Source organism: Sorangium sp. So ce327, from assembly GCF_051530205.1.
Classification (GTDB): Bacteria; Myxococcota_A; Polyangia; order Polyangiales; family Polyangiaceae; genus Sorangium; species Sorangium cellulosum_B.
Genome location: NZ_CP150330.1, coordinates 2957926 through 2981487 on the forward strand (window position 1 = coordinate 2957926; position 23562 = coordinate 2981487).

General features: G+C 72.8%; 19 protein-coding genes and 1 pseudogene. 8 read left to right on the forward strand and 12 right to left on the reverse strand.

Features of this window, described 5'->3' with window-relative positions; all coding sequences use genetic code 11:
- Window positions 1-102: pseudogene (locus tag WME95_RS11290) on the reverse strand (DUF433 domain-containing protein); the annotation flags it as partial.
- A gap of 291 nt (window positions 103-393) precedes the next feature.
- Here WME95_RS11290 and WME95_RS11295 point away from each other — a divergent pair.
- From WME95_RS11295 to aqpZ, 3 genes are all read left to right on the forward strand, one after another.
- A complete protein-coding gene (locus tag WME95_RS11295; RefSeq protein ID WP_437908392.1) occupies window positions 394-2319 on the forward strand; it encodes a GNAT family N-acetyltransferase in 1926 nt (641 codons plus the stop codon).
- A gap of 143 nt (window positions 2320-2462) precedes the next feature.
- The gene (locus WME95_RS11300; protein WP_437908393.1) at window positions 2463-2852 is read left to right on the forward strand and encodes a DUF4156 domain-containing protein; all 390 of its coding nucleotides are present in this window, start codon (window positions 2463-2465) and stop codon (window positions 2850-2852) included.
- A gap of 350 nt (window positions 2853-3202) precedes the next feature.
- A complete protein-coding gene (gene aqpZ / locus WME95_RS11305; RefSeq protein WP_437908394.1) occupies window positions 3203-3934 on the forward strand; it encodes an aquaporin Z in 732 nt (243 codons plus the stop codon).
- Here the strand turns inward: aqpZ and WME95_RS11310 are convergent.
- On the reverse strand, window positions 3912-4073 hold the full coding sequence (locus tag WME95_RS11310) for a hypothetical protein (RefSeq protein ID WP_437908395.1): 162 nt from the start codon (window positions 4071-4073) through the stop codon (window positions 3912-3914). The genes aqpZ and WME95_RS11310 overlap by 23 nt on opposite strands.
- Here WME95_RS11310 and WME95_RS11315 point away from each other — a divergent pair.
- Entirely contained in the window at window positions 4072-5805 is a 1734-nt protein-coding gene (locus WME95_RS11315) for a DUF6798 domain-containing protein (RefSeq protein WP_437908396.1), read from the forward strand. The genes WME95_RS11310 and WME95_RS11315 overlap by 2 nt on opposite strands.
- Here the strand turns inward: WME95_RS11315 and WME95_RS11320 are convergent.
- From WME95_RS11320 to rfbF, 4 genes are read right to left on the reverse strand one after another with little or no spacing between them, the layout of a single operon-like run.
- Window positions 5763-6800, reverse strand: a complete 1038-nt coding sequence (locus WME95_RS11320; RefSeq protein WP_437908397.1) for a glycosyltransferase family 2 protein — start codon at window positions 6798-6800, stop codon at window positions 5763-5765. The two genes, WME95_RS11315 and WME95_RS11320, sit on opposite strands and share 43 nt — an antisense overlap.
- A complete protein-coding gene (locus WME95_RS11325) occupies window positions 6797-7759 on the reverse strand; it encodes an NAD-dependent epimerase/dehydratase family protein (protein WP_437908398.1) in 963 nt (320 codons plus the stop codon). Before WME95_RS11325 ends, WME95_RS11320 begins: the two co-directional genes overlap by 4 nt.
- Window positions 7756-8832 carry a CDP-glucose 4,6-dehydratase gene (rfbG, locus tag WME95_RS11330; protein WP_437908399.1) on the reverse strand — a complete coding sequence of 359 codons (1077 nt, stop codon included), beginning with the start codon at window positions 8830-8832 and terminating at the stop codon, window positions 7756-7758. Before rfbG ends, WME95_RS11325 begins: the two co-directional genes overlap by 4 nt.
- Window positions 8829-9599, reverse strand: a complete 771-nt coding sequence (gene rfbF, locus WME95_RS11335; RefSeq protein WP_437719520.1) for a glucose-1-phosphate cytidylyltransferase — start codon at window positions 9597-9599, stop codon at window positions 8829-8831. Before rfbF ends, rfbG begins: the two co-directional genes overlap by 4 nt.
- A gap of 113 nt (window positions 9600-9712) precedes the next feature.
- Between rfbF and WME95_RS11340 the strand changes: the two genes are divergently transcribed.
- Complete coding sequence (locus WME95_RS11340; protein WP_437908400.1) at window positions 9713-10846, forward strand: lysylphosphatidylglycerol synthase transmembrane domain-containing protein; 1134 nt, start codon at window positions 9713-9715, stop codon at window positions 10844-10846.
- 15 nt (window positions 10847-10861) lie between these two features.
- Window positions 10862-11482, forward strand: a complete 621-nt coding sequence (locus WME95_RS11345; protein WP_437908401.1) for an SAM-dependent methyltransferase — start codon at window positions 10862-10864, stop codon at window positions 11480-11482.
- A 33-nt stretch (window positions 11483-11515) separates the two neighbouring features.
- Here the strand turns inward: WME95_RS11345 and WME95_RS11350 are convergent, their stop codons facing one another.
- On the reverse strand, window positions 11516-12310 hold the full coding sequence (locus WME95_RS11350) for a sulfite exporter TauE/SafE family protein (protein WP_437908402.1): 795 nt from the start codon (window positions 12308-12310) through the stop codon (window positions 11516-11518).
- Between the two features lie 141 nt (window positions 12311-12451).
- On the opposite strand from WME95_RS11350, the gene WME95_RS11355 reads away from it, so the two are divergent.
- Window positions 12452-14515, forward strand: coding sequence for a hypothetical protein (locus WME95_RS11355; RefSeq protein WP_437908403.1), 2064 nt, complete (start codon window positions 12452-12454; stop codon window positions 14513-14515).
- Between the two features lie 118 nt (window positions 14516-14633).
- Here the strand turns inward: WME95_RS11355 and WME95_RS11360 are convergent, their stop codons facing one another.
- Window positions 14634-15062: a hypothetical protein gene (locus WME95_RS11360; RefSeq protein WP_437908404.1), complete on the reverse strand. Its 429-nt coding sequence runs from the start codon at window positions 15060-15062 to the stop codon at window positions 14634-14636.
- A 480-nt stretch (window positions 15063-15542) separates the two neighbouring features.
- Between WME95_RS11360 and WME95_RS11365 the strand changes: the two genes are divergently transcribed.
- On the forward strand, window positions 15543-17564 hold the full coding sequence (locus WME95_RS11365; protein WP_437908405.1) for a hypothetical protein: 2022 nt from the start codon (window positions 15543-15545) through the stop codon (window positions 17562-17564).
- Window positions 17565-17583: 19 nt separating this feature from the next.
- On the opposite strand, the gene WME95_RS11370 is transcribed toward WME95_RS11365, so the two are convergent.
- The 4 genes from WME95_RS11370 to WME95_RS11385 are packed head-to-tail and all read right to left on the reverse strand — an operon-like array spanning window position 17584 to window position 23544.
- Window positions 17584-18651 (reverse strand): S41 family peptidase, encoded by a 1068-nt coding sequence (locus tag WME95_RS11370; RefSeq protein WP_437908406.1) that lies wholly within the window; start codon window positions 18649-18651, stop codon window positions 17584-17586.
- A gap of 12 nt (window positions 18652-18663) precedes the next feature.
- The gene (locus WME95_RS11375) at window positions 18664-19362 is read right to left on the reverse strand and encodes a DUF3540 domain-containing protein (protein WP_437908407.1); all 699 of its coding nucleotides are present in this window, start codon (window positions 19360-19362) and stop codon (window positions 18664-18666) included.
- Window positions 19363-19372: 10 nt separating this feature from the next.
- On the reverse strand, window positions 19373-21112 hold the full coding sequence (locus WME95_RS11380; protein ID WP_437908408.1) for a pentapeptide repeat-containing protein: 1740 nt from the start codon (window positions 21110-21112) through the stop codon (window positions 19373-19375).
- Complete coding sequence (locus tag WME95_RS11385; RefSeq protein WP_437908409.1) at window positions 21109-23544, reverse strand: DUF2169 family type VI secretion system accessory protein; 2436 nt, start codon at window positions 23542-23544, stop codon at window positions 21109-21111. The genes WME95_RS11380 and WME95_RS11385 overlap by 4 nt, the downstream gene beginning before the upstream one ends.
- Window positions 23545-23562: the final 18 nt, after the last annotated feature.

Sequence of the window (23562 nt, forward strand, 5' to 3'; positions counted from 1 at the left end):
CAGCACTTCCAGCACCCGCTTCACCGTCAGGCGGAGGTCCCTGATGCACGGCTGCCCGTTCATGCGGCCAGGGTGCGCGGTGATCCGGTCAAAATTTCGCATGGTCTGAGGATCTCCCGCGGGAGGATACACCGGCCGGGACGCGCCGTCCTCGCCTGAGCCGGCGGAGGCTGGCAAGCTCGGCAACCAGCGGCCAGAGGCGACGGGCCGGCAGGCGCGAGCTCTCCAGAGCCCTCTCCGAGGTAGCGCACGCCGGTTGCGTGGTCGCGCGCCTCTGCGAGGATACGGCGCCGGCAGGGGAGGGGAGCCCGGTGAGCGACCGCGCGCGCTCGACGAGGACCGATGCGCGCCGAGGAGCGCCGAGGAGCGCCGAGCCCGCCGCTCGGAGGGCAGGTGAGCGAACGACTCGACGTAGAGGTGCTGAGCCGCCGCGAGGAGCTCGAGGCGCTGCGGGAGCCGTGGAGCGCGCTGTGGCAGCGCTGCCCGGCGGCGACGGCGTTCCAGCGGCCGGAGTGGCTGATCCCGTGGTGCCGCGCGCTCGGGCCCGAGGAGGTGCTCGCCCTGGTCTTCCGGTCGGACGAGGGGCTCGTCGGCCTCGCGCCCCTCGCGGTTCACCGCATCGGCGACGAGCGCGTCGTCGCGCTGCTCGGCGCCGGGATCACCGATTACAACGATGTCCTGGCCGCGTCCGGCTACGAGCGCGCGGTCGCGGGCGCGGCGCTCGCTTGCCTCGAAGAGCGCGCCGGCGCGTGGGACGTCGCCGATCTCCACGACCTGCGCGCGTCGTCGCCGCTGCTCCTCGCCGAGGCGCCCCCCGGCTGGTCGGACGAGGTCGAGAAGCACGAGGCGTGTCCGGCGGTGATGATCCCCGAGGGCGCCGCGCCGGACGAGCTGTTTCCGCCGGGGATGCGCGCGCGCGTCGCCCGCGCGCGGAAGCGGCTCGCGCGGGCCGGGGACCTGCGCCTCGACGTGGCCGACGCGGCGAGCGTGGACGAGCTGCTCGACGCGCTGTTCGCGAACCACAAGGCGCGCTGGCGCTCGCGCGGCGAGGGGGGCGTGCTCGACGAGGCGCTCCGGCCGTTCCACCGCGAGGCCGCGCGCGCGCTGTGCGCGCGGGGCGCGCTGCGGCTCTTCGGCCTGCGGCTCGACGGGCGGATCATCGCGTCGCTCTACGGGTTCGCCGAGCGCGGCGGGCTCGCGTCGTACATCACCGGCTTCGATCCGGAGCTCGCGTGGTACAGCCCGGGGCTCGTGATGCTCGCCAGCGCGATCGAGCACGCGGCGCGCGAGGGCGCGCGGACCGTGGACTTCCTCCGCGGCCGCGAGCCGTACAAGTACGACTGGGGCGCCGTCGACCACTGGACGTTCCGCCGGCGGCTGCGGCGCCGGGGCGCGCGCGGGCCCGGGCGAGAGGTCGGGGAGGGCGAGGGCGAGGGCGCGGTGCAGGCCGTGATGTCCGGCGAGGCGTCGCCGGAGGTCGGCCTGGTGCGGCTGCTCGGCGCCGCGGGGGACCTCGCGGCCGCGGCGCGCGCGATCGACGCCGCGCACGCCGCGCGGCCGGCGGCGGGGGAGCGGGCGGCGCGCCTCGAGGCGCTGCGCCGCTGCCTGGACGAGCGGCGCGCCGCGTGCGCGACCGTGGCGGCGATGCTGGGCGCGCACCGGGACGCGCGCCTCGCCGGGGAGGACGCGCGGGGGGCCTGCCACTCCGCCGCGCGGCTGTTCGACGAGCTCTGCGAGCGCTCCGAGGAGGCGAGCGTCGCCGCGTACTCGCTCGGCGATCCGGAGATCCTCGAGCGCGCGACGCGGGAGGTGGTCGAGCTCCTCGAGCGGTGGGGCGCGATCGGGGAAGACCGCGCGATCCTGCAGATCGGCTGCGGGATCGGCCGCTTCGAGGCGGCGCTCGCGCCGAGGGTGCGCGAGGCGTGGGGGCTCGACGTCTCGCCGCGCATGATCGAGGCCGCGCGGCGTCGCTGCGCGGGGCGCTCGAACGTCGTGCTCGCGGTCTCGTCGGGCGTCGATCTGGGCGACGCTCCGTCGGCCCGCTTCGATCTCGTGTACGCGGTCGACTCGTTCCCGTACGCCGTCGCCGCGGGCGCGGAGGTCGTGGATCGGCTCGTCGCGGAGGCGCGCCGGGCGCTGCGGCCGGGCGGGGAGCTCGTCGTCCTCGGCTACTCGTACCGCGGCGACCCCGCGCGCGACGCGGCCGACGTCGCGCGGCTCGGGGCCCGCCACGGGTTCGACGTCCTCGCGAGCGGCGAGCGGGCGTTCTCGCTGTGGGACGCGCGGGCGTACCGGCTGCGGAAGAACGACCACCGGTGAGGCGCGCTCGTACCGCGACGTCACGCGGGAGAACGACACAAGGCCGACCGAGGACGAGGCCTGTCGGAATCCTGCCGGCCCGGCGGTCCAGCGAGGAAGAAGCGCTCGCGCGCGCACGTAGCAATCGACACAAGGTGCTTGCCATGAAGACATCGATCCACGGTGCGTTTGCTCTCCTCCTGTGTTGCCTGACCCTCCCCGCGTGTGCCGCCGTCGGGCTCAACCCCGGCGCCGAGAAGGTCATCGTCACCAAGCAGTCGGCCCCGCAGGGGTGCCGGTTCCTGGGGACGGTGATCGGCGAGCAGGGCGGCTCCGTGTCTGGAGCGTTCACCAGCAATGCGAACCTGCAGGAGGGCGCGGTCAACGACATGAAGAACAAGGCCCATGACCTGGGCGGCAACTACGTGGTCCTGGAGAACACGAACGCAGGGACCACCCTCTCCGGCGACCGAGACAGCATCTCTGGCCAGCAGACCGACGTCACCCACATGGGCAACGCGTACAGCTGCCCGCCGCAGCTCGTCGGCCTGTAAGGCGCTCCGATCTCGCGAGGTCGCCGCGGCGATGGTCCGCGGCGCGAGGCTCCCGAAGGCGCCGCCGGCGGGGGCCTCATGGCCTCTGGGCCGCGCGGCCCGTCCGGCCGCCGCCGGGGAGGCGCTCTCGATCAGGTGAACCGATCCGGAGCGGTCCGACCGCAACGCGGCGGGCCGGGGCTCATCCAATGTCGACGAAGGGCTGGCGGAGCGTCGCCTCGGCGGGGTGCCCGCCGGTCGACCGTACGGCCTGCGCCAGCCGTCGGGATGGCTCCACGGTCGGGCGCGGCCGCTGCCGCGCGTCGATCCGCGCCGAGGGGCCTGCCGCAGGGGGAGATGAAGAGATGGAGATGTCGTTGTCCAGGCGTACGGCCGCAGAGTTTCTCGGAACGTTCTGGCTCGTGCTCGGCGGCTGCGGGAGCGCCGTGCTCTCCGCGGCGTATCCCAGGCTGGGGATCGGCTTCCTCGGCGTGGCGCTCGCGTTCGGGCTCTCCGTCCTGACGATGGCCTACGCGGTGGGCCACATCTCGGGCGCGCACTTCAACCCCGCCGTGACGCTCGGCCTGATCGCGGGCGGGCGCTTCCCCGCGCGGGACCTCCTGCCGTACGTCCTCGCCCAGATCGCCGGCGCCATCGTCGCCGCCGGGATCCTCTATGCGATCGCCAGCGGCGCCGCCGGGTTCGCCGTGCACGCGGGCTTCGCGTCGAACGGCTATGGCGGGCGCTCGCCCGGCGGATACTCGCTCTTCGCGAGCCTCCTGACCGAGATCGTCCTCACGTTCGGCTTCGTGATGGTGGTCCTCGGCGCGACCGATCACGGCGCGCCGCGCGGGTTCGCGCCGATCGCCATCGGGCTCGCGCTCACGCTGGTTCACCTCATCGGGATCCCGGTCACGAACATGTCGGTGAACCCGGCGCGCTCCACCGGTCCTGCCCTGTTCGTCGGCGGAGGGGCGCTGTCTCAGCTCTGGCTCTTCTGGCTCGCCCCGCTCGCCGGCGGCGTGCTCGCGGGCGCCCTCTATCCGGTGCTCGTGGGTCCGAGGCCGGGCCGGGCCGTCGTCACGTCGCCGCCCGCAATCTGACGAAGCAGACGAAGCAGACCAGGCAGACGAAGCAGACCAGCCAGACGAGGCCGACGAAGGCGCCGGCGGATACGCCGCGCGAGCGAGCGAGCTGCCCCTTGGCGGTGCGCTCGGCCGCGCGGTAGTCTCGCGCCGCCATGTCCGTGCTGGAACGCATCTGGGATCGCGCTGAGGTCACGCTGGCGGCGGTGGTATCGCTGCTGTTCGGGGCCTCGTTCGGGTGGAATTGCGGCGTCAACAATCAGGTCGTGTACATGCTCGGGTCGCTGCGGCTCGTGCACCCCGACATCCTCGCGCGGGACTGGTTTGCGACCAGCACGACCCACTATCACCCCGCGTTCAAGTACCTGGCTGCCGGGCTCCTCGCGCTCAATGAGAAGGGGTGGGGCGTCGGCATCGCCCAGACCGTGGTCATCGGCGTCGGCACGACAGCCGTCTACTTCCTGCTGCGCGCCCTCGTCGATCGCCGCCACGCGCTGCCCAGCTTCCTCCTGCTCGTCGCGTTCGCCACGCTCACGCGCACCTGGGGTCCCTGCGATACCTACGTCTTCGATTTCATCCTCCAGCCCTCGTCGCTGGGCTCCGCGGCGTTCTTGATCTCGGTGCCCCTCTTCGTGCGGGGCCAGTGGCTCGCCTCCGGCATCGCGCTCGCTGCGAGCGGCCTCTTCCACGCCAACTACCTGATCCTCTTCTTCGGCGCCTACGCGCTCGCGCACCTCGGGCTCGGCGTGCGCGACCGGAGAGAGCTCTTTCACCGCGCCTCGCGGCAGCTCCTGCCGCCGCTCGCCGTCCTCGCGCTCTTTGCGCCGATGATCCTCGCCACCGCCGGGGCGAAGGACGCGAGGCTCGCGCAGGAGATCTACACCACCATCCGGGCCCCTCATCATTTCGTCATCCAGGGCCGCGAGCGCGAGTTTTTCGGCTTCATCGCGTGGCACCTGCTCGGGCTGGGCGCGGCCCTGCCGCTCACAAGGAACCGCAAGAGCCCTGCGGCGAGGCTGGTCACCCTGATCCTCGCGCTCGTCCTCGTGATCTGGACGTGCGTCGGCCTCTCGGCCCTCGCGGGGCTGCGCCCCGTCACGCAGCTCTTCGCGTGGCGCGTCGCCCCGCACGCGGAGCTGCTCCTCACGGCGCTGGGGTGCGCGGGAGCGGTGCGCGTCCTCCTGGAGCCCTCCGCCGGGCGTCGCTACGGCGTCACCGCGATGGCCCTGATCGTCGGCGGCCTCGGGGTCCTCGCCCTGTACGGCAGCGTCGAGAAGTCCGCGCGTGTCCCGGCGCTGGCCGTCGGCGTCGTGGCCGCCGCCGCGCTGTCCCGGCTCGCCTCGGAGTCCGCCCGGCGCTTCGCGCCCGAACCCGGCCTCGCGCGCGCCCGCGCGCTCTGGCAGCGCGGCGGCGCGCTCGTGGGGCTCGCCGGCGCGCTCGCCGTCCTGCTCGTCTTTCTCGTGCCGAAGCTCAAGGAGATCCGCCGGCACTCCAGCGTCCTCTCCGGCCTGCGCGCCGACGAGCGCGCCCTGTACGCCTGGATGCAGGCAAGCACCCCTGTCGACGCGATCTTCCTGACGCCGCCGGAGAGCGAGAAGATGCGCTTCCACGGGCAGCGGCCGATCGTCGTCGACTGGAAGTCGAACCCCATCGTCCCGGCCGACGTGCTCGAGTGGCTCCGCCGGCTCGAGGCCGTCACCGGGCGCAAGGTCCGCGGCCAGAAGGATCTGGACGGCTATGACAGCCTCGACGAGGCCCGCGTCCGGACGCTGCGGGAGCGTTATGGCGTGGATTACGTCGTCTTGCGCCGCGGCCAGAACAAGGCGATAGACCGCTACAAGACCGTCTATTCCAACAGCGGGTTCACCGTGCTCGACGTCCGCGAATAGCGGATCTCGGCCTGGGGCGCCGCGCCCGCCTCGCGCGGCGGCGCCCGGTCCACGCTCTGGTCGATGATCGTGAGCGGGCGCCTGCGCACCTGCTGGTAGATGCGGCCCACGTACTCGCCGATGACCCCCAGGAACAGGGCGTTGATGCTCAGCGAGAGCAGGATGAGCAGCGTCGTCGTCGCGAAGCCCGCAGGCCAGTCCGCGCCATAGATGACCCTGCCGACGGCGTAGCCCGCGATCGCGAGGAGCGTCAGCGCCGAGACCACGAGCCCCGTGTAGGTCGCGACCCGGAGCGGCACGGTCGAGTGGCTGAGGATGCCGTCGAGCGCCAGCCCGACGAGATCCTTCATCCGGAACTTGCTCTCGCCCCGCTCCCGCGCGGCCCGATCGTAGGCGATGCCCGTCTGCTTGAACCCGAGCGTGGCCAGCATCCCGCGCAGGTAGGGCTTCGTGTCGTCGACCTGGCGCAGCACCTCGAGCACCCGGCGATCCACCAGCCGGAAGTCGCCCGCGTCGTGGGGCAGGTGATCCTCGCTGAGGAAATCGATCAGGCGGTAGAACACCCGCCGGAGCAGGGTGATCCGATAACCCTCCTTGCGGCTGCGGCGGATCCCGTAAACCACCTGGGCGCCCGCCTCCCATTCCTTCACGAAATCGAGGATGAGCTCCGGCGGGTCCTGCAGGTCGCAGTCGATCTGCACGGCCGCGTCTCCGCGCGCCTTCATGTACCCCGTGTAGATGGAGCGCTGGAAGCCGAAGTTGCGAGAGAAGCGGAAGACGCGGACCCGCTCGTCCCGCGCCGCCAGCTTCACGAGCTCGTCGAAGGTCCCGTCGGTGCTCCGGTTGTCGGTGAAGACGAGCTCGAAGTCGTACCGATCCGCGATGCGGCGCATCACCGCGGCGACCGCCTCGTACAGCGGGGCCACGTTGCGCTCCTCGTTGTAGACCGGCACGACGATCGAGATCAGCCTGCGCCCGCTCTCCGCGTCGCTCACGGCGCCCTCTCCGCATCGGCGGCCTCGATCATGCGCCGCACCCCCTCGTCGAGCGCGATCCGGGGCCGCCACCCGGTCGCCTCCGCGAAGTGGGATGGATCACCGACGATCCACATGGGCTCGCCGTCCCGGTAGGGGAGGCGCCCGAGGCCCAGGTCGTCGCCGGGCCAGCCAGCCGCGCGCGCGACGCGCTCGGCCACCTCGCGGACGCGCACCGGCGCGCCCGAGCACACGTTGTACGCGCGGCCGGACTCGAGGCCTCTCGACGTCGCGGCGGCGATCAGCGCCTCGACCACGTCGTCGACGTAGGTCAGGTCGCGCGCCTGCGCGCCCGGCGTCAGGGCCGGCGCCTCGCCCGCCCGGAAGCGCGCGATGAGGTGAGGGATGAGGCGCGAGGGGCCCTCGCCCGGGCCGTAGACGCCGAAGAGCCGCAGCGCGACGAAGGGGATCCGGAGCCGCGCCGCGACGGCCTTGCCGCAGAGGTAGGCGGCCGCCTTGGCCGCGCCGTAGACGCACGCCGGATCGAGCGGGTGATCCTCGCGGAGGCGCGCGGGCTCCTGGGCCGGGGCGTACTCGGAGCACGAGCCCGCGTGGAGGAAGCGCGCCGGCCGGTGCGGCTCGATCTCCGCGAGCGCCGCGAGCAGGCGCGTCGTCAACCCCACGTTCCCGTCCACAACGAGCTCCGGATCCCGCTCGCTCGGGCTCACCCCGGACGCGGCCAGGTGAAAGACCACCTCGGGCCGGATCGCCGCGACGGCCCGCGCGAGCTCCGGCGTCGAGAACGACGCGACGGGCAGGACCTCCACCCCGGCGATGTCCGCGAGCCGCGCCCGGCGGGGGCTCTCCGCGCGGACGATGCACGCCGTCCGCGCGCCCGTCGCCGCGAGCCGCGCCGCCAGCGCCGCGCCGATGAACCCCGTGGCGCCGGTGACGAGGACCGCACCGAGCCCGGCGCTCATGCGAAATCGACCCCGTACGCGCGGATCTGCGCGTCGAGCTCGGCGCGGCTCGACGCGGGGTCGTCGAGGTACGCGCGGTACCAGCGCGCCGTCAGCGCGACGGTCTCGTCGAGCGTGAGCCGCGGCGTCCAGCCGAGCCGGGCGCGCGCCTTGCTGATGTCGAGGTGCAGCAGCTGCGCCTCGTGCGGGCCGGAGCGGTGCTCGGGCGGCACGAGCCTGAGCTCGCCGCGCCCGAGCTGCTGGATGAGCCGCTCGGCGACGCCGCCGACCGCGCACGTGTCGCCGTCGCGCGGCCCGAAGTTCCACCCGCCCTCGTGGGCCGCGGGCGCCTCGCACAGCCGCCGCGCGAGCAGGAGGTAGCCCCCGAGCGGCTCGAGCACGTGCTGCCAGGGCCGGGTCGCGAGCGGGTTGCGGATGACGATCGGCTCCCCGGCGGCGACGCCGCGCACGATGTCGGGCACCAGCCGATCCTCGGAGAAGTCGCCCCCGCCGATGACGTTCCCCGCCCGCGCGGACGCCACCGCCGCGCCGCTGCCGGAGAAGAACGAGCGCCGGTAGGCCGCCGTGACGAGCTCGGCGCAGCCCTTGCTGCTGCTGTACGGGTCGTGCCCGCCCATGGGCTCGTCCTCGCGGTAGCCCCAGACCCACTCGCGGTTTTCGTAACACTTGTCCGAGGTCACGACGACGATGGCGCGCGCGGAGCCCACGCGCCGGCACGCCTCGAGCACGTTCACCGTCCCCATCACGTTGGTCGCGAACGTCTCCGCGGGCTCGCGGTACGAGCGCCGGACGAGCGGCTGGGCCGCGAGGTGCAGCACGATCTCCGGCCGGTGCTCCTCGACCACGGAGAGCAGCGCCGGCAGATCCCGCACGTCGCCGGTCACGGACGTGACGTCGCCCGCGATGCCCGCGAGCTCGAACAGGTTCGGCCGCCCCTCCGGCGGCAGCGAGAAGCCCACCACGCGCGCGCCCATGAGCGTCAGCCAGCGCGAGAGCCAGCTGCCCTTGAAGCCCGTGTGCCCGGTGACGAGCACCGCGCGCCCGGCGAAGAACGAGGCGCCGCGACCGGTCATGCCCAGGTCTTCCACGGCGCCTTGCCGGACTCCCACAGCGACTCGAGGAGCCGCTTCTCCCGCAGCGTGTCCATCGGCTGCCAGAAGCCGTCGTGCCGGTACGCCGCGAGCTGGCCCTCCGAGGCGAGCCGCTCGAGCGGCTCGCGCTCGAGCACGGTGGTGTCGTCGGTCATGTACTCGAGCGCGCGCCGCTCGAACACGAAGAAGCCGCCGTTGATCCAGCCCTCGCCGGACTGGGGCTTCTCCGAGAACTCGCGGACGAGGTTGCCCTCGAGAGAGAGCCCGCCGAAGCGCGCCGGCGGGCGGACGGCCGTGACCGTCGCGAGCTTGCCGTGGGACTTGTGGAACTCGACGAGGCGGCGGATATCCACGTCGCCCACGCCGTCGCCGTAGGTGCACATGAAGCGCGGGCCGTCGAGCCACGCGTCGAGCCGCCGGAGCCGGCCGCCCGTCATCGTGTTGAGCCCGGTGTCCACGAGGGCCACGGTCCAGTCCGGCGCGGCGCTCCGGACGAAGCGCTGGGCGCCGTCTCGCAGATTCACCACGTAGTCCGCGCTGCGAACGTAGAAGTTGTGGAAGTAATCCTTGATGACCTCGCCCTTGTAGCCACAGGCCACGACGAAATCGTTGAACCCGTGGTCCGCGTAGATCTGCATGATGTGCCAGAGGATCGGATACGGGCCGATCTCGATCATCGGCTTCGGGCGAGCCTCGGTGTGCTCGGCGAGCCGGCTTCCGAAGCCTCCGGCGAGCAGGACGACCTTCATGGGTTCCATGGGGCGCCGGAGGATAGATCAGAACGAAAGAACTTACACGGCGCGAACCGTGCGCGATGGTGCTTCGCTACCTCGGGCAGCGGGGCCGTGGTAGACGCGGCCGCATGAGCATGGCGAAGCCGGCGTCGCTGCGAGGCCTCTTCCGGTCCCGGAGCCTGCAAAGGCATCGCCTCGCGATCGCGGCGTCGCTCCTCGTCGCGCTCGGCTGCGCGTGGGTGCTGCGCGTCGGGGGGCTGCCCGTCGTGCCGGACAGGGCCGCGTTCGCGGGCGTTTCGTGGTGGGCGCTGGCGCTGCACGGCGCGCTCTATGTCGCCGCGCTCTACCTTCGATCCCACCGCTGGACGTGGTTGCTCGCGCCCATCGAGCCCGTGCCGCTCCGGCGCGTCGTCGCCGTCTCCTTCATTGGTTATGGCGCGCTCGTGCTGATGCCGTTCCGCACCGGGGAGGCGGTGCGCCCGCTGCTCATCCGCCGCCGCGGCCTGTCCGCGTGGGCGGCGGCGGGCACGGTGGCCGCCGAGCGGATCATCGACGGCCTGTTCCTCAGCGCGCTGCTCCTCGCCGGGCTCGCGCTCGCGCGCCCCCGCGAGCCGCTCCCGGATCGGATCGGCGATCTCGCGGTCCCCGCCGCCGCCGTCCCGCGCGCCGCCTACCTGGCGCTCGCCGTCTTCGGCGCGGCGTTCGTCGCGATCGGCGTCTTCTATTTCCGCAGGGCCTGGGCGCGGCGCGCGACCGAGCGCGTGGTCGGGCTCGTCTCGCCGAAGCTCGCGGGCCGCCTGGCCGACGCCGTGGAGCGGGTCGCCTCGGGCCTCGGCTTCCTGCCCCGGCTCCGGTACACGGCCCCGTTCCTCCTGGCGACGGCGGGGTACTTCCTCCTGAACGTGTGGGCGATGCAGGTCGTGGCCTTCGGGTGCGGCCTTCTGCCCATCGACTTCCCGCGGGCGGCCGTCCTCGTCGGCGTGCTCCACCTCGGCGTCCTCCTCCCGAACGCGCCGGGGTATTTCGGCACGTTCCAGATGGCGGTCTATGCGGGGCTCTCGCTCTACCTCGCGCCGGAGGTCGTGATGGGCCCCGGCTCGGCGCTCGTCTTCTCGACCTACTCGCTGCAGGTCGGGCTCGTGGTGCTGCTCGGCGCGATCGCGCTCGCGGTGGAGGGCGCGCCGCTCAGCCAGGCGTTCGAGGAAAATCCGGCCGAGGACGTGAGGCCGCAGGGGCTACCCTCGCCGCCGGGCGCGAGCTAGGCTCGCCGCCCTTTCATGGCGCTCTCCTCCCACCTGCTCGATCGCGGCCATGCCGCCCTGTACGTCCTCTCCCAGCGCCTCGTCGGGGCCGACCTGGCCCGGCGCGCGTGCCTCGAGGCGCTCGATCTGCGCCCCGGCGATCGCGTGCTCGATATCGGCTGCGGCCCTGCGTACTACTTCGATCGCCTGCCGGCGGTCGACTACCACGGGTTCGACACCGACCGCCGCCACATCGCGGCGGCCCGCGCGCGCCACGGGGATCGGGCCAGGTTCTACGACGAGCCGTTCGGCGAGCTGCACGCGCGCGCGCTGGCCCCCTTCGACCGGGTCCTGATGCTGGGCCTCCTGCACCACGTGGACGACGAGGTGGCGAGCTCGCTGCTCTCGCTGGTCGCGCGCTCGATCCGCCCCTCGGGCCGCGTGATCACGCTCGACACCGCCTTCTGGGAGGGCCAGTCGTCGCTGGCGCGGCTCATCGCGAAGAACGATCGCGGCGACTACATCCGCACCCCGCAGGCGTTCCGGCGGCTCGCCGACCGGTCCTTCGCCCGGATCGAAGAGCGCTTCGTCGGCGACACCCTCAGGATGCCCGCCTCCCATTTCATGATGAGCCTCGAGGCGCCGCGGGTCGCGTAGCGTTCCGGGCGAGCCGCCGAGCTAGCCGCCGAGCTAGCTGCCGAACTGGTTCCACGCGAGCTTGGCCGTGAGCGTGAGGCCGAGCGCGACGACGAACCACCGCACCTTCCTGGGCTCGATGCGGCGGGCGACCACGGCGCCGGCGAGCGAGCCGACCACCGCCGCCGCCATCATGATCGGCGTGGCGACCGCGTCGACCGCGCCCGCGAACAGGAACGCGAGCGCCGCCACGCCGTTGATCAGGCTCGCGAGCACCGTCTTGATCCCGTTCAGCCGGTGGATGTCCACGTCGCCCGCGAACGAGGAGAGCAGCGCGAGCATCATGATGCCGATGCCCGCGCCGAAGTAGCCGCCGTACACGCTCACGAGGAACTGGAGCAGGAACACGAGCCACGGCCGGGAGGGCAGCGCGAAGCGCTCCGCGCCGGGATCCGCAGCGCCGCCGTTCGCGGAGGGCTTCGCCGGGCGCAGGTTCTGCCAGAGCAGGAGCAGCGTCGCGACGAGCACGAGCCCCGGCACCGCGGCGTCGAACACGCGCTGCGGCGTCACGAGCAGGAGCGCCGAGCCCACGACGCCGCCGAGCAGCGAGGGCAGGAACAGGACGCGGAGGACCCGGTAGTCCCGGGAGAGCTCGCGGCGATACGCCCACGCCGACGCGAGCGACGCCGGCGTGAGCGCCACGGCGTTCGTCGCGTTCGCCGCGAGCGGGGGCAGCCCCGCCGCGATCGCCGCGGGGAACGACACAAGCGTGCCGCCCCCGGCCACCGCGTTGATGGCGCCGGCCACGGCGGCGCCGCCGGCGAGGAGTGCCGCTCTGGTCAGATCCACGGCGCGAGATCGCCCGAGCCCCGCCGGCCTGTCAACCGGCGCGCCGCTGGCCACGCTGCGCTTGAGGGAGCGGGCGCGGCGCCCCTAGGATGGAACGGCGGCCGATCCTGGCGGTCGCTCCTTCTCGGAGAGCCGAGCGACATGCCGCGATCCTTCCCGCACCTCCCCGCCGCGCTGCTCTCCGCCCTGGCGTGCGGCGCGCTCGCTCCGGCGGCCGCCGGCGAGGGGCAGCCCGAGCGCGCGCGCGTCTGGGTGGCCGACGACGGCACGCGCGTCCGCCGGGAGGACGTCGGCCTGCCGCTCTCGCGCGGCGAAGGAAACGCGGTCTTCCGGCCCGGCGAGCCGATCCGGCTCGGCGCGCTCCGCGCGGAGGTCGTCGCCTTCCAGGTCGTCGTCGAGTCCGGCGCCGAGCCCGTGCGCGGCGTCACGGTCGAGCTCTCCGCGCTCGGCCCCGCGGCCGGCCCGGGCGCGCCGGCCAAGGCGCCGCCGGCGCCGCAGCAGCCCGCGCAGGGGCAGGGCGCCGCGCCCGCGGAGACGATCTCGATCCGCCGCTTCGTCGAGCACTACGTCGAGATCACGCAGCGCTCGCGCAACGAGCAGCGCCCCCGGGAGTCGCTCGGGTGGAGCCCTGCGGCGCGGCCGCCCGACGACGTTCACCTCGGGTTCCTCCCCGACGCGCTCATCCCGGTCGAGCTCGCGCCCCCCTGGGCGCCGTACCCGCTCGAGGTCGGCGCCCGCGAGACCCGGGCGGTCTGGATCGATCTCCACGTCCCGGAGGGCGCCCTCCCCGGCGCTTACGAGGGAAGGGTGGTGGTCGGATCGGCGTCGCACGGCGAGCTCGCGTCGCTCGAGCTGAAGCTCGACGTCGCCCCGGCGACGCTGCCGTACGGCGCTGTCGACTTCATCGCGTTCTACGAGGCCGATCGCGTCGCCGAGCGGGTCGGCGACGGGCCCGCCGTCGAGCAGCAGCTCTGGCAGCTGCTCCACGAGCACCACGTCGACGGCTTCGCGTCGGTCCGGAGCCCCGCCGAGGTCGAGCGGCTGCGCGCGGCGATCGACGGCTCGCTCTTCACGGAGGCGCGCGGCTACCGGGGGCCTGGCGCGGGCGTGCCGCCCGGGGCGGTGGCGCTCGGCGCCTATGGCGGCTTCGGCGATCCGGCGGAAGCGACCCTCCACCGCGTCGAGGCGGTCGCGGACCTCCTCCCGCCGGCGGTCGACGACGTGATGCTCTATGCGATCGACGAGCAGTGCGAGAGCCCCCGCGGGCCCGGCTGGCGCCGGCTGATCCGCGGCTCGCGCGTGTCGTCGCGCGTCCTCGTGGGGCACTCGTGCGGCGAGGTCCCTCCGGTGGAGCAGGACGTCGACCTCGTGCTCACGCCGGCGAACCGCTTCGACTCCACGTGGGCGCGGGCTGCGCGCGAGGCGGGCCAGCGGCTCTGGGTGTACAACGGCGCGCTGCCGCGGACCGGCACGTTCATGATCGACGCGCCGCTCACCGGGCTCATGGCCGACGGCTGGATTGCCGCCTCCCACGAGGTGGACCGCTGGTTCCTGTGGGAGACGGCGTTCTGGCACGACGGCAACCGCGGCGGCAAAGGGCCCATCGACCCGTTCACGGTCGCCGAGAACTTCCACAACCGCGACGGCGACGCGTGCCTCGGCGACGGCATGCTGCTCTATCCCGGGACGCAGCGGGGCGCGTTCTCCTCCCGATCCATCGGCTTTCCCGGCGTGCTCCCCTCGATGCGCCTGAAGAGCCTTCGCCGCGGGATCCAGGACGCCGGCTACATCGCGCTCGCGAGGTCGGCGTCGCCCGGCGCGGTGGACGCGATCGTCAAGGAGGTGATCCCGGCCGCGCTCGACGAGGCGCTCGACAGCGCGCCCGCCGCGTGGAGCAGCGACGGCGCCCCGTTCTTCAGGGCGCGCTCCGCGCTGCGCGCCCTGATCCCGGCGGGCGCCTCGCTCGACGCCGCCGGCGTCCGCCGCGCGCTCGCCGAGGCGGCGGCGGCCCGCCGCGCGCTCGTCCCGCTCCCCCGCGCGGGCGGCGAGGCGGACAGCGCGGGACAGGCCAGCCGGTGGCCGTTCGGCCGGTGGAGCACGACGGCGCGGCTCATCGCCGTCGCCGGGCTGGGCGCCGCCGTGCTGGCGCTGGTCATCGGGCTCTACCGCCGGCGGAAGCCAGGGCGGGGGGCCGAGGGGCGCTGACCGGCGTACGCCTCGCTTGCGTGCCTGGCGGCTGCGCCCATATCCCACGAACCTGCACCCCGCTATGAAGAGCGGTTCTATTGCCGGCGGATGGAACGGCGTTGTGGGCCCGTCGGGCTCACGATGATCGCATGATGAGCTGCTGAGTCGCCTTGCGCTCGCCCACGACGGCGACCACCGTCTCGGAGGCGAGTCCCGCGGCGCCCTGCGACGTGCGGCGGATCGTGCCGAGCAGCGCTAACCAGCCGAGCTGGCTGTTCGAAATGGCGCGCTCGCTGATTCCGTCCACGCGGGCCAGCGTCTTGCGCGCGACCCGGAACATGCTGCGATCGATCCCCTCGAGCAGGTCGAGCGTGGCGCCGAGCCGCTCCTGCGTCTCGACGCGCACGTCCTCGAGGAAGCCGAACCCCGCGCGCACGACCTCTTCGACGACGCCGAGGCTGCCATCAACCCAGGTGGTGATCAGGCCCTCTTGCGGAACGCTGAGCTTCGCGCGTTCGGAACCATTGCTGCCGGCCGCGGCCTGGCCGGAGATGCTCTCGTCCATCTCGAACCCCCTTCCTCAAAATGGCGCGCAGGCCATTCGCCTGCTGCGAACCCACTATCAACAACTGAGTTCTCGGATGGGTTATCACAGGGCAACAAAGGCGTGAACTCTTTCTTCGTCATCTCGTCATCGCGATCGTGCCCTCTGGTGCTCTGGTCGGTCGCGTCCGTTGCTTCGTTGCATCTTGCGTCCGTCGCGTTCGTTGCGTCCGTTGCGTCCGTTGCGTCCGTTGCGTCCGTACCCGGAGCCAGACGTGCCGCGCGGAGTGAGGCCGTGGCGACGCCCTCCCAGGCGTCCTGCCGAATCCGCCCTGCCTCGGTAAATTTCGCTGAAAACTCGCGATAAACGGCCAGCGCGTCGGAGACGTAAGCTGGCGGCCACCGAAGACCCTTGGTCCTTGGCAGGCGCGCTCCGGCTGGGTACGGTCCCGCGGTGCCCACGAGGCCCACGAAGATCGAGCGATTCCTGAGGGGAGCCACCTTGTCCACGCTGCTTGCCGCCTCCTGCGTCTCCGGCGCACCGCACGGCGAGGCGCCCTCCGCGCCGCCACCTGCTGAGCTCTTGGCCTTCGATCTGCAAGAAGGCCAGATAGACAACCATTTCTTCCGTCGTGGTCATATCGCCGCCCATCTCTTGACGACTTCGGGCGTGTCGCCGCGGCTCATCGTCGCTTTTCCGGCAGGCAACATGGGAATCGCGGTGTGGTTCGATGCTCTGCCCGCGCCGGTCGATCTCTCGGTGGAGGGGGACGTCTCTGACGTGGAGCGCGTGGAGCGGCCCGGCGTCATGCGCGGCGTGTCGGCGCTCCTCGCGAGCGATGCGCCGGTGCTGCGTGTCCATCGGGTGCTCCTAGGGAGTGTCCGTACGCTCCGCGACGTGGGGCGCGACGCCGAGGTTCCGGCCTGGCTCGGGAACGACGTCGAGGCGATCGCCTCGCAGCGGGGCGCGGCGATCGCCGTGCGGCGGACGATGCTGGACGGCGATCATCACCTCGAGCTGCTCATCGAGCCGCAGGACGGCACGACGGCCGCGCTCGGGGACGACGGCCGGATCGAGCTGTTGGCAGGGCCGAGCGGCCTCCGTATCCGGGTGACGGCGCTCTCGGACGAGGCGCCGCTCACGCCGGTGCCCCTCAAGGAGCTCGTGACGGAGCGCGCCAGCGACGATCCGCGCCACCGCCAGGCGCTCGGCTTCCTCGCGTACCGGGAGAAGCTGCTGGCCGGGTCCTGGCGTTTCCTTACGTACTTCGGCCGGGACACGTTGCTCGCGGTGAGGATGCTCCTGCCCGTCCTCGAGCCGGCGGTGGTCGAGGCGGGCCTCGGCTCGGTCCTCGATCGGCTGAGCCTGGCCGGTGAGGTCGCGCACGAGGAGGCGATCGGCGAGTACGCGGCGCTCATGCACCTCGATTCGGGCATCCCCGGGGCGCTGCGCGAGCCCATCTACGATTACAAGATGATCGACGACGACTTCCTCCTCGCGCCGGTCGCCGCCGAGTATCTCCTCGGCAGCGCGGCCGGTCGGGAGCGCGCCGCCGAGTTCCTGTCGCGCCGGACGCCGGGGGGCGACACGTATGCGGAGGCGCTCGCGCGGAACGTGGCGCTCGTGCTCCACCTCGCCGCCCCGTTCGCCGAGACGGGGGATCCGATGATGTTGATCGGGCTCAAGGCGGGCACGAAGGTGGGCGAGTGGCGTGACAGCCAGGAGGGCCTGGCGGGCGGCCGGATCCCCTACGACGTGAACGCCGCGCTGGTTCCGGCCGCGCTCCGCGCGTCGGCGCGGCTGCTCGCGAGCCCGCTGCTCGGCGCGGACGCGGAGCGCGCCGGCCGGGCGGAGCGGCTCGCGCGCGCGTGGAAGGACGCCGGCGTGTTCTTCCGTGTGGAGCTGCCGGAGGACGAGGCCAGGCGGCGGGTGTCGTCCTATGCGGCGTCGCTGGGCCTGGACGCGGCGCCGGCGCTCGCGTCGCTCTCGGGGATGCTCTCGTTTCCTGCCGTCGCGCTCGACAGCGAGGGGAAGCCGATTCCCATCATGCACTCCGACGACAGCTTCGTCCTCCTGTTCACGGAGCCGCCGCCCGCTGCGCTGGAGGAGATCGCGGGCCGCCTGATCCGCCCGTTCCCGGCCGGCCTGCGGACGCCGGTGGGGATCCTGGTCGCGAACCCCGCGTTCGCGCAGGATCCGGCGATCCAGAGGGATTTCACGGCGGCCCATTACCACGGGACCGTCACGTGGTCGTGGCAGCAGGCGATGCTGGCCGCGGGCCTCGAGCGGCAGCTCGGCCGCGGCGATCTGCCGGCGCGCGCGCGGGGCGCGCTGGAGCGGGCGCGGAGCGCGCTCTGGGAGGTCATCGCGGCGACGCGCGAGGCGAGCACGCGGGAGCTCTGGAGCTGGGCCTTCGAGGGCGGCTGTTACAAGCTGGTCCCCTTCGGCGCGGAGCGATTGCATCACGACGAGTCGAACGCGGTGCAGCTATGGAGCACCGTGTACCTCGCGGTACGCCCCTGAGCCGAGCGGCGGCCAGCGCTCAGGCCTTCGCGCCGGCGATCAAGTCCATCAGCGATCGCCGCTCCCCGCCACGATCGGCCCCTTCAATCGCCCCCAGCTCGACATCCGGCCGGATCCCCGTCCCCTGGATCGCCTCTCCCCCCGGCAGGACCATCCTCGCGGCCGCCGCGAGCACCGGCGCGTGATCCTCCGGATCCGCCGCGACCTTCAGCGCCGTCCCCTTCCCGTACGTGCGCTCCCCCGCCACGACCGCCCTCCCGTGCCACTGGAGGCAGCCGGCGAAGAGCTCCGCCGCCGACGCCGTCCCGCCATTCACCAGGATCCACAGCGGCGCGCGGCACGGATCCCGGTGGCTCGACCGGTACACGATCTCGTCGCCGTCCGCGTCGATCGCCCTCCCGAGGACGCTCCCCGGCTCCAGGAAGTCGCCCGCGAGCTCGAGGAACGCCCTCAGGTCCCCACCGGGGTTGTCGCGCAGATCCAGCACGAGCGTCTCCAGCCCTTCGGCCTCGAGCGCCCTCACCGCCGTGTGGACCCGGGCGGGCACGTCCAGCGAGAAGGTGCGGATCTTCACGTACCCGACCCCCGGCTCGAGCTGGACGCTCTCGACAGGCGACGCGCCGCCGCACGGGTGGAGCGACGCGACAAGCGCGTCCAGATCGGCCAGCATCGGGGCGCCGGCGGGCCGCGCGCCCCCGGCGCTGCCCCCGTTGTACGTGATGAAGACGTTGGTCACGCTCGGCAACACCTGGACGCCGATGAAGCAGTTGTAATTGTTGCCGGCCCTCGGAGAGAGCAGCGACGTGGCGGGGGCATAGTTGACGAAGACCCGCACGTTGCCGAACGTGTACTGGCCTGATCCCATGAAGGTCCAGTGCAGCGTGCCCAGCCAGTCGCCCATCGTGAGGATCGCGCGCGCCAGGAGGCTCAGCGCAGGCCCCATCGAGAACCACACGTTGAACGAGAACGGGAACTTCACCGCGTTCGGGTCGAAATTGGGGAACGGGAACGGGCCGAGCGCAGGCGACAGGCACACGTCGGGGTACCCGGCGCTCATGCCGGTACACTTGTTGTTCGCAGGGAGCATCGCGCCGGCCTCCTATCCCAAGAGGATCTGCTTGCCGTTCACCGTGACCGTCTCCTCGGTCAGGATCGTCGCGTTCTTCGCCTTCGTGAACGCCGTCTTCTCCACGATCGTGTGCGACTCGCTCGCCTGCACGCTCAGCAGCGCGCTCACCCGCTGGACCATCGAGGTGAACCTCTGGACCACGGCGTCGGCCACCATCCGGATCTTGCCCGCCTGCACCTCGAGCTCCGGCCCCCGGATCGCGACGCCCTTGTCCCCGGACAGCGAGAGCTCTCCATCCCTCGCGTGCACCGCCACGTCCCCCTGGAGCGACAGCACCGTCCGACCCGCGCCGTGGAGCACGCCGATGGCGTAGTAGCGCTCCTCCCTGCCGATGACGAGCAGCGTGTCGCCCACGGCGGGCTCGTAGGGCAGCGCGAGCGCCATCTCGACGGCGACCGGCTGGCCGCCCGGCAGCTCCACCGCGATCGCGCCCCCCTCCGCCGCCGTGACCTGGCCCGGGCCCAGGTACTCCCTCGGGAGCGCCGCGGCGCCCTCCTGGCCCGGGTCGCCGGCCCCCCCGCCCCCGGCCCGCGGGAGGCCGATCCGAAGCACGTCCGCGCCGCGCGAGCCGTGCGCGCCGTACGCCCGAGGCGCGTGCTCCTCGCCCGCCGCCGCGTCCACCCGCACGGCCGCCGCGCGATCGCTCTCCTTCATGGCTCCCATCGACATCGCTCCTCCTTCATTGCGAGCGCCGCTCGGGCGGCATCCATGCTTCGGCCTCGAGCCGATCGACGTCCGTGCGCCTCGCCGTGGCGAGGTTGGCATCGAGATAACGTGTCTTCTCGTCGCGGACGTGGTGCAGGTTCGCCCAGTGCAGGTCCGCGCCGGTGAAGTCGGCGCCCGAGATGTCCGCGTGCGACAGATCGGCGTGGTGCGCCTTGACCCCCACGAACAGCGCCCCGGCCGCGCGGACCTCGTGCATCACCGTCTCCCGGATGTCGGCCCCCGCGAGGTTCGCCCCCGAGAGATCGGCCTTCACGAAGATCGCATTGCGGAGCATCGCCTGCGTCAGCCCGGCGCCGGCGAGCACGCCGTCGCCGAAGAAGGCGGCCTTCGCCATCGCGCCCGCCAGCGAGGCCTGCCGCAGGTTCGCCCCCTTGAAGTTCGCGTTCGCCAGGATGGCGCCGTCGAGGCGCGTCCGCTCCAGGTTGCACGAGGTGAAGTCGCTGTTCGACAGGTTGCACCCCGAGAGGTCCATCCCCGAGAGGTTCCCGAGCACGAAGAAGCACCGCGAGATGGTCAGCCCGGAGAGCGACGCCCGCGTCAGGTCCACGCCGGAGAAGTCCACGCAGTCGAAGATCGCCTTCTCGAAGGTGATTCCCTCCACGACCGCGGTCCGCAGCGTGGTCTGCGAGACGAGCGCGCGCGTCAGGTTCGCGCCCGTCAGGTTGGCCCCCTCCAGCACGCAGCGCACGAGCCGCGATCCGGACAGGTCGGCGCCCGAGAGATCGGCCTCCTTGAAGACCACCATCTCGAGGTCCTTGCCCGAGAGATCCGCGCCCGGCAGCCGCGCCCGGTACAGCATGCACGACCTCAGCGTCGCGCCCCGGAAGTCCGCGCCGGTGAGATCGCAGCCCGCGAGCACCGTCTGGTCGAGCGTCGCGCCCCGGAAGCTCGCGCCCCGGAGGTCCGTGCCCTGGAGCGACGACAGCGTGAGGTTCGCGTTCTCGAAGCTCACCCCCGCGAAGTCCATCCCCTCCAGCGCCGAGCCCGCGAGATCCGCCCCGGAGAGGTCGAGCCGGCCGAGGCGCGCGCCGTCGAACACCGTCTTCGTGAGCTTCTTCGGGAGCACGGCCTCCCGGAGATCGGCCTTCAGGAACACCACCGTATCGAGCTCTGCGCCCGACAGATCGGCCCGCGTCAGGTTCGCCTCGGTGAATGACGAGCCCTCGATCCGCGCCTGCGACAGCGAGGCGCCCGAGAGATCCGCCCGCGTGAACGACGACTGCGAGACGGTCACCCCGTCGAGCGCCGCGCCCGACAGGTCGGCAAGGTCGAGCCGCGTGCCCTTCAGGGTCGCCCCGGACAGCTCCGCCCCCGCGAGCTTCGACTCGGCCAGGTTCGCCTCCTGGAGCCGCGCGCCGCGGAGGTTCGCCCCGGTCAGCTGCCCGCGGACCAGGCTCGCCCCCGTCAGGTTCGCCCCGGCGAGGTTCGCGCCCGAGAGGTCGCTCTGGGCGACGGCCGCGCCCTGGAGATCAGCGCCCGACAGGTCCGCGCCGCGGAGCGCGCACCAGGCCATCTTGATGCCGCGGAGATCGGCCCCCGAGAGGTCCGCGCCCTCCAGCTGCACCCGCCCGAGCTTCACGCCGCGCAGCCGCGCCTTGCGGAGATCGGCCCCCCGCAGATCCATGTCGCCGAGCGTCCTGCCCTCGAGCGCCTCGCCCGCCTGGAGCAGCGCCCTCAGCTCGTCCGGGGTCATCGATCTCGCTCCAGCGTCGACTTCTTCAGGTTCGCCCCCCTGAAATCACAGCCGGATCCCGAGGTTTCGTAGAATTTTGCATCGTAGAGGTTCGCGTCGACGAACTTCGCCTCCGGGACCCGCGCCCTGAGCAGGTCCGCCTCGAAGAGGTTCGCCCGCGTGAAGTCGGCGCGCGTGAGGTTTGCCCGGTCGAACCGGGCGCCTCGCACGTTGGCCCCGAAGAAGCTCGCGCCTTCGGCCGTGGCCTCGCTGAAGAGGGCGTCCGTCAGCACGGCGAGGCCGAGATCCGCGCCGGTGAGGGTCGCGCCCATCCACACGCTCCCGTCGCCCCGCGCGCCCGTGAAGACCGCGCCGGTGAGGTCGGAGCCGGAGAAGCTCGAGCCGGTGAGGGTGGCGCCCGCGAACGTGGCGGAGGCGCCCTTGACCTTGGACACGAAGCACCGCGTGAGCGAGGCCTGCGACAGGTCCGCGCGCTCGAGCACGGTGTCCTCCAGGAAGGCCACGGCCCACGCCGCCCCGCGCGCGACGGCCCCCGTCATGTCCGCCCTCGAGAAGACGAGCTGCGACCCTTGCGTGCCCGAGAGATCGGCCTCCATGAGCCGCGCGCCGTCGAACGTGGTGCCCTCCAGCGTGGCGCCGCGGAAGACGGCGCGCTCTGCCCAGGCGCTCTGCAGGGTGGCGAGGCTCAGGTCCGCGCCCGTGAAATCGGCCTCCCTCACGTCGGCGTCGAACAGCACGGCCTGCTTGAGGATGGCGCGCGTGAGCCTGGTGCCCCGGAGGTTTGCGCCCGTGAGAATGGCGCCTGTGAGGTCCGCGCCGGTCAGGTCGCGGCCGCTCAGGTCCTGCTCGCTCAGGTCCTGGTCGCGGAGGTCGCTCCCGGGCCCGATCTGCCCGGGCGGCCGCGGCGGGGCCATGGAGAGGCCCATCGACGCGAGCTTCGGATCGCCGGCGAGCTTGTCCCACGCCGCGAGCGCCGGGACCTGGGTCCCGCGCGCGGCCGCGAGCGCCTTCGCCTCCTCCACCGCCCGCGCGACGCGCCGGAAGGCCGTCCGGAGCGCCGCGTCCATCAGCACGGGGGACGCGCCTGAGCTCATCGGCGGCAGGGCCTGCGAGGCCTTCGGCAGGTTGCGCAGCGCCTCCGCGATGACGCTGCCGAGGACCTTGCCCCCCGGCAGCGCGACGCCCGCGAGCCCCGCCATCGCCCGGCCGATCCTCTCCTGCTGCGGCTTGGCGACGTCGCCGAGCCGCGCCTTGAGCAGCGTCGACAGCGGGTCGAGCGCCGCCGCGTCGCCGCCGTCGCGCGGCGCCGCGCCGTCGCCCTTCTTCTGCAGCGCCTGCAGCGCCCCCCACTCCTCCTTGAGCTCCGGGGCGAGCTGCTCCTCGATCTCGAGCGGATCGGCCTCGAAGCGCGTGAGGATCTCCCGGTAATGCTCCTCGGGCAGCGCCGGCCCGTCGAGCGGCTCGGAGGCGACGAGCGTGGTGACGCGCGAGAGGTCGTCGTCGGTCACCTCCGTGAGGCCGCGCCACGTGAGGAACAGGGCCCCCTCGTCCAGGTTGGCGAGCAGCGTGTCGAGGTGCATCGGCACCTCCCGGAACCCGCGCTCCGCGTCGTTCGCGAAGAGGCGGATCCGGAGGCCCGGCAGCCGCGATCGGAAGACCTCCGCGTCCGGGTGGAGGTTCTGGAACAGCAGCTCCTCGTCGCCGCGCAGGTACGGGAGCCACTGATCGGGCCGGGCCGAGTTGAAATAGGTCCAGTCGAAGTCGTCGGCGAAATACGGCGCTCGCTTCTCGCGGTACGCCTTGCCGTAGTTCTTCCCGACCCGGGCGCGCCGATCGGGCCGGTTCGGCGACAGGGGCCCGAACCCCGCGGGCGCCGGCCGATCCGAGCGCGACAGCAGCAGATCGTCCGCGCCCTCGACGTTGGGGAGCTCGCGCGTCCCGTGGCCTCTGCCCTCCGGGTTGAGCGGGTGCCCCGGCCCTCCGAAGCTGCGCCGATCGCCGAGCGGCATCCGGTCGAACGGCACGGGATCGCTCATGGCGGGCCCGATCAGGCCATCCATCCACACGCGCTCGCCGACCACGCGCAGGATCTTCGACCAGGACCCGACGCCGAACCGCACCGGACACTCGGTCATGCGCGCCTTGCCCGGCGTGTGGCACGTGCCGAGCAGGAGCACGTCGGCGTGGGGCTTGAAGTCCGCCAGATCGCTCGGGTACAGGCACTCGCCGGTCTGCTCGTGATCGTCGTCGTGGAACACGTCGCCGCGCAGCGTCTCCTGCGCGAGCGCCGGGTGGCCCTCGGGCAGGGAGAGCGGCGCTCCGGGCGTGAGGATGAACTTCGCCCGGACGATCAGGGTCATCTCCGGCTGGGGCGGCCTCCGCGAGGTGACCTTGCTGCCGAAGAGGAACGGGGTGAGATTCTTGTTCGCCATCCGTGAGGGTCGTCGCGC

What these genes read in the sequence shown, in the direction of transcription:
- WME95_RS11360 (WP_437908404.1), bottom strand. Translation starts at nt 15,062, where the DNA reads ATGGACGAGAGCATCTCCGGCCAGGCCGCGGCCGGCAGCAATGGTTCC.
- WME95_RS11345 (WP_437908401.1), top strand. Translation starts at nt 10,862, where the DNA reads ATGGCGCTCTCCTCCCACCTGCTCGATCGCGGCCATGCCGCCCTGTAC.
- WME95_RS11355 (WP_437908403.1), top strand. Translation starts at nt 12,452, where the DNA reads ATGCCGCGATCCTTCCCGCACCTCCCCGCCGCGCTGCTCTCCGCCCTG.
- WME95_RS11370 (WP_437908406.1), bottom strand. Translation starts at nt 18,651, where the DNA reads ATGCTCCCTGCGAACAACAAGTGTACCGGCATGAGCGCCGGGTACCCC.
- WME95_RS11300 (WP_437908393.1), top strand. Translation starts at nt 2,463, where the DNA reads ATGAAGACATCGATCCACGGTGCGTTTGCTCTCCTCCTGTGTTGCCTG.
- WME95_RS11310 (WP_437908395.1), bottom strand. Translation starts at nt 4,073, where the DNA reads ATGGCGGCGCGAGACTACCGCGCGGCCGAGCGCACCGCCAAGGGGCAG.
- WME95_RS11380 (WP_437908408.1), bottom strand. Translation starts at nt 21,112, where the DNA reads ATGACCCCGGACGAGCTGAGGGCGCTGCTCCAGGCGGGCGAGGCGCTC.
- WME95_RS11385 (WP_437908409.1), bottom strand. Translation starts at nt 23,544, where the DNA reads ATGGCGAACAAGAATCTCACCCCGTTCCTCTTCGGCAGCAAGGTCACC.
- WME95_RS11340 (WP_437908400.1), top strand. Translation starts at nt 9,713, where the DNA reads ATGAGCATGGCGAAGCCGGCGTCGCTGCGAGGCCTCTTCCGGTCCCGG.
- rfbG (WP_437908399.1), bottom strand. Translation starts at nt 8,832, where the DNA reads ATGACCGGTCGCGGCGCCTCGTTCTTCGCCGGGCGCGCGGTGCTCGTC.
- WME95_RS11315 (WP_437908396.1), top strand. Translation starts at nt 4,072, where the DNA reads ATGTCCGTGCTGGAACGCATCTGGGATCGCGCTGAGGTCACGCTGGCG.
- aqpZ (WP_437908394.1), top strand. Translation starts at nt 3,203, where the DNA reads ATGTCGTTGTCCAGGCGTACGGCCGCAGAGTTTCTCGGAACGTTCTGG.
- WME95_RS11325 (WP_437908398.1), bottom strand. Translation starts at nt 7,759, where the DNA reads ATGAGCGCCGGGCTCGGTGCGGTCCTCGTCACCGGCGCCACGGGGTTC.
- WME95_RS11375 (WP_437908407.1), bottom strand. Translation starts at nt 19,362, where the DNA reads ATGTCGATGGGAGCCATGAAGGAGAGCGATCGCGCGGCGGCCGTGCGG.
- rfbF (WP_437719520.1), bottom strand. Translation starts at nt 9,599, where the DNA reads ATGAAGGTCGTCCTGCTCGCCGGAGGCTTCGGAAGCCGGCTCGCCGAG.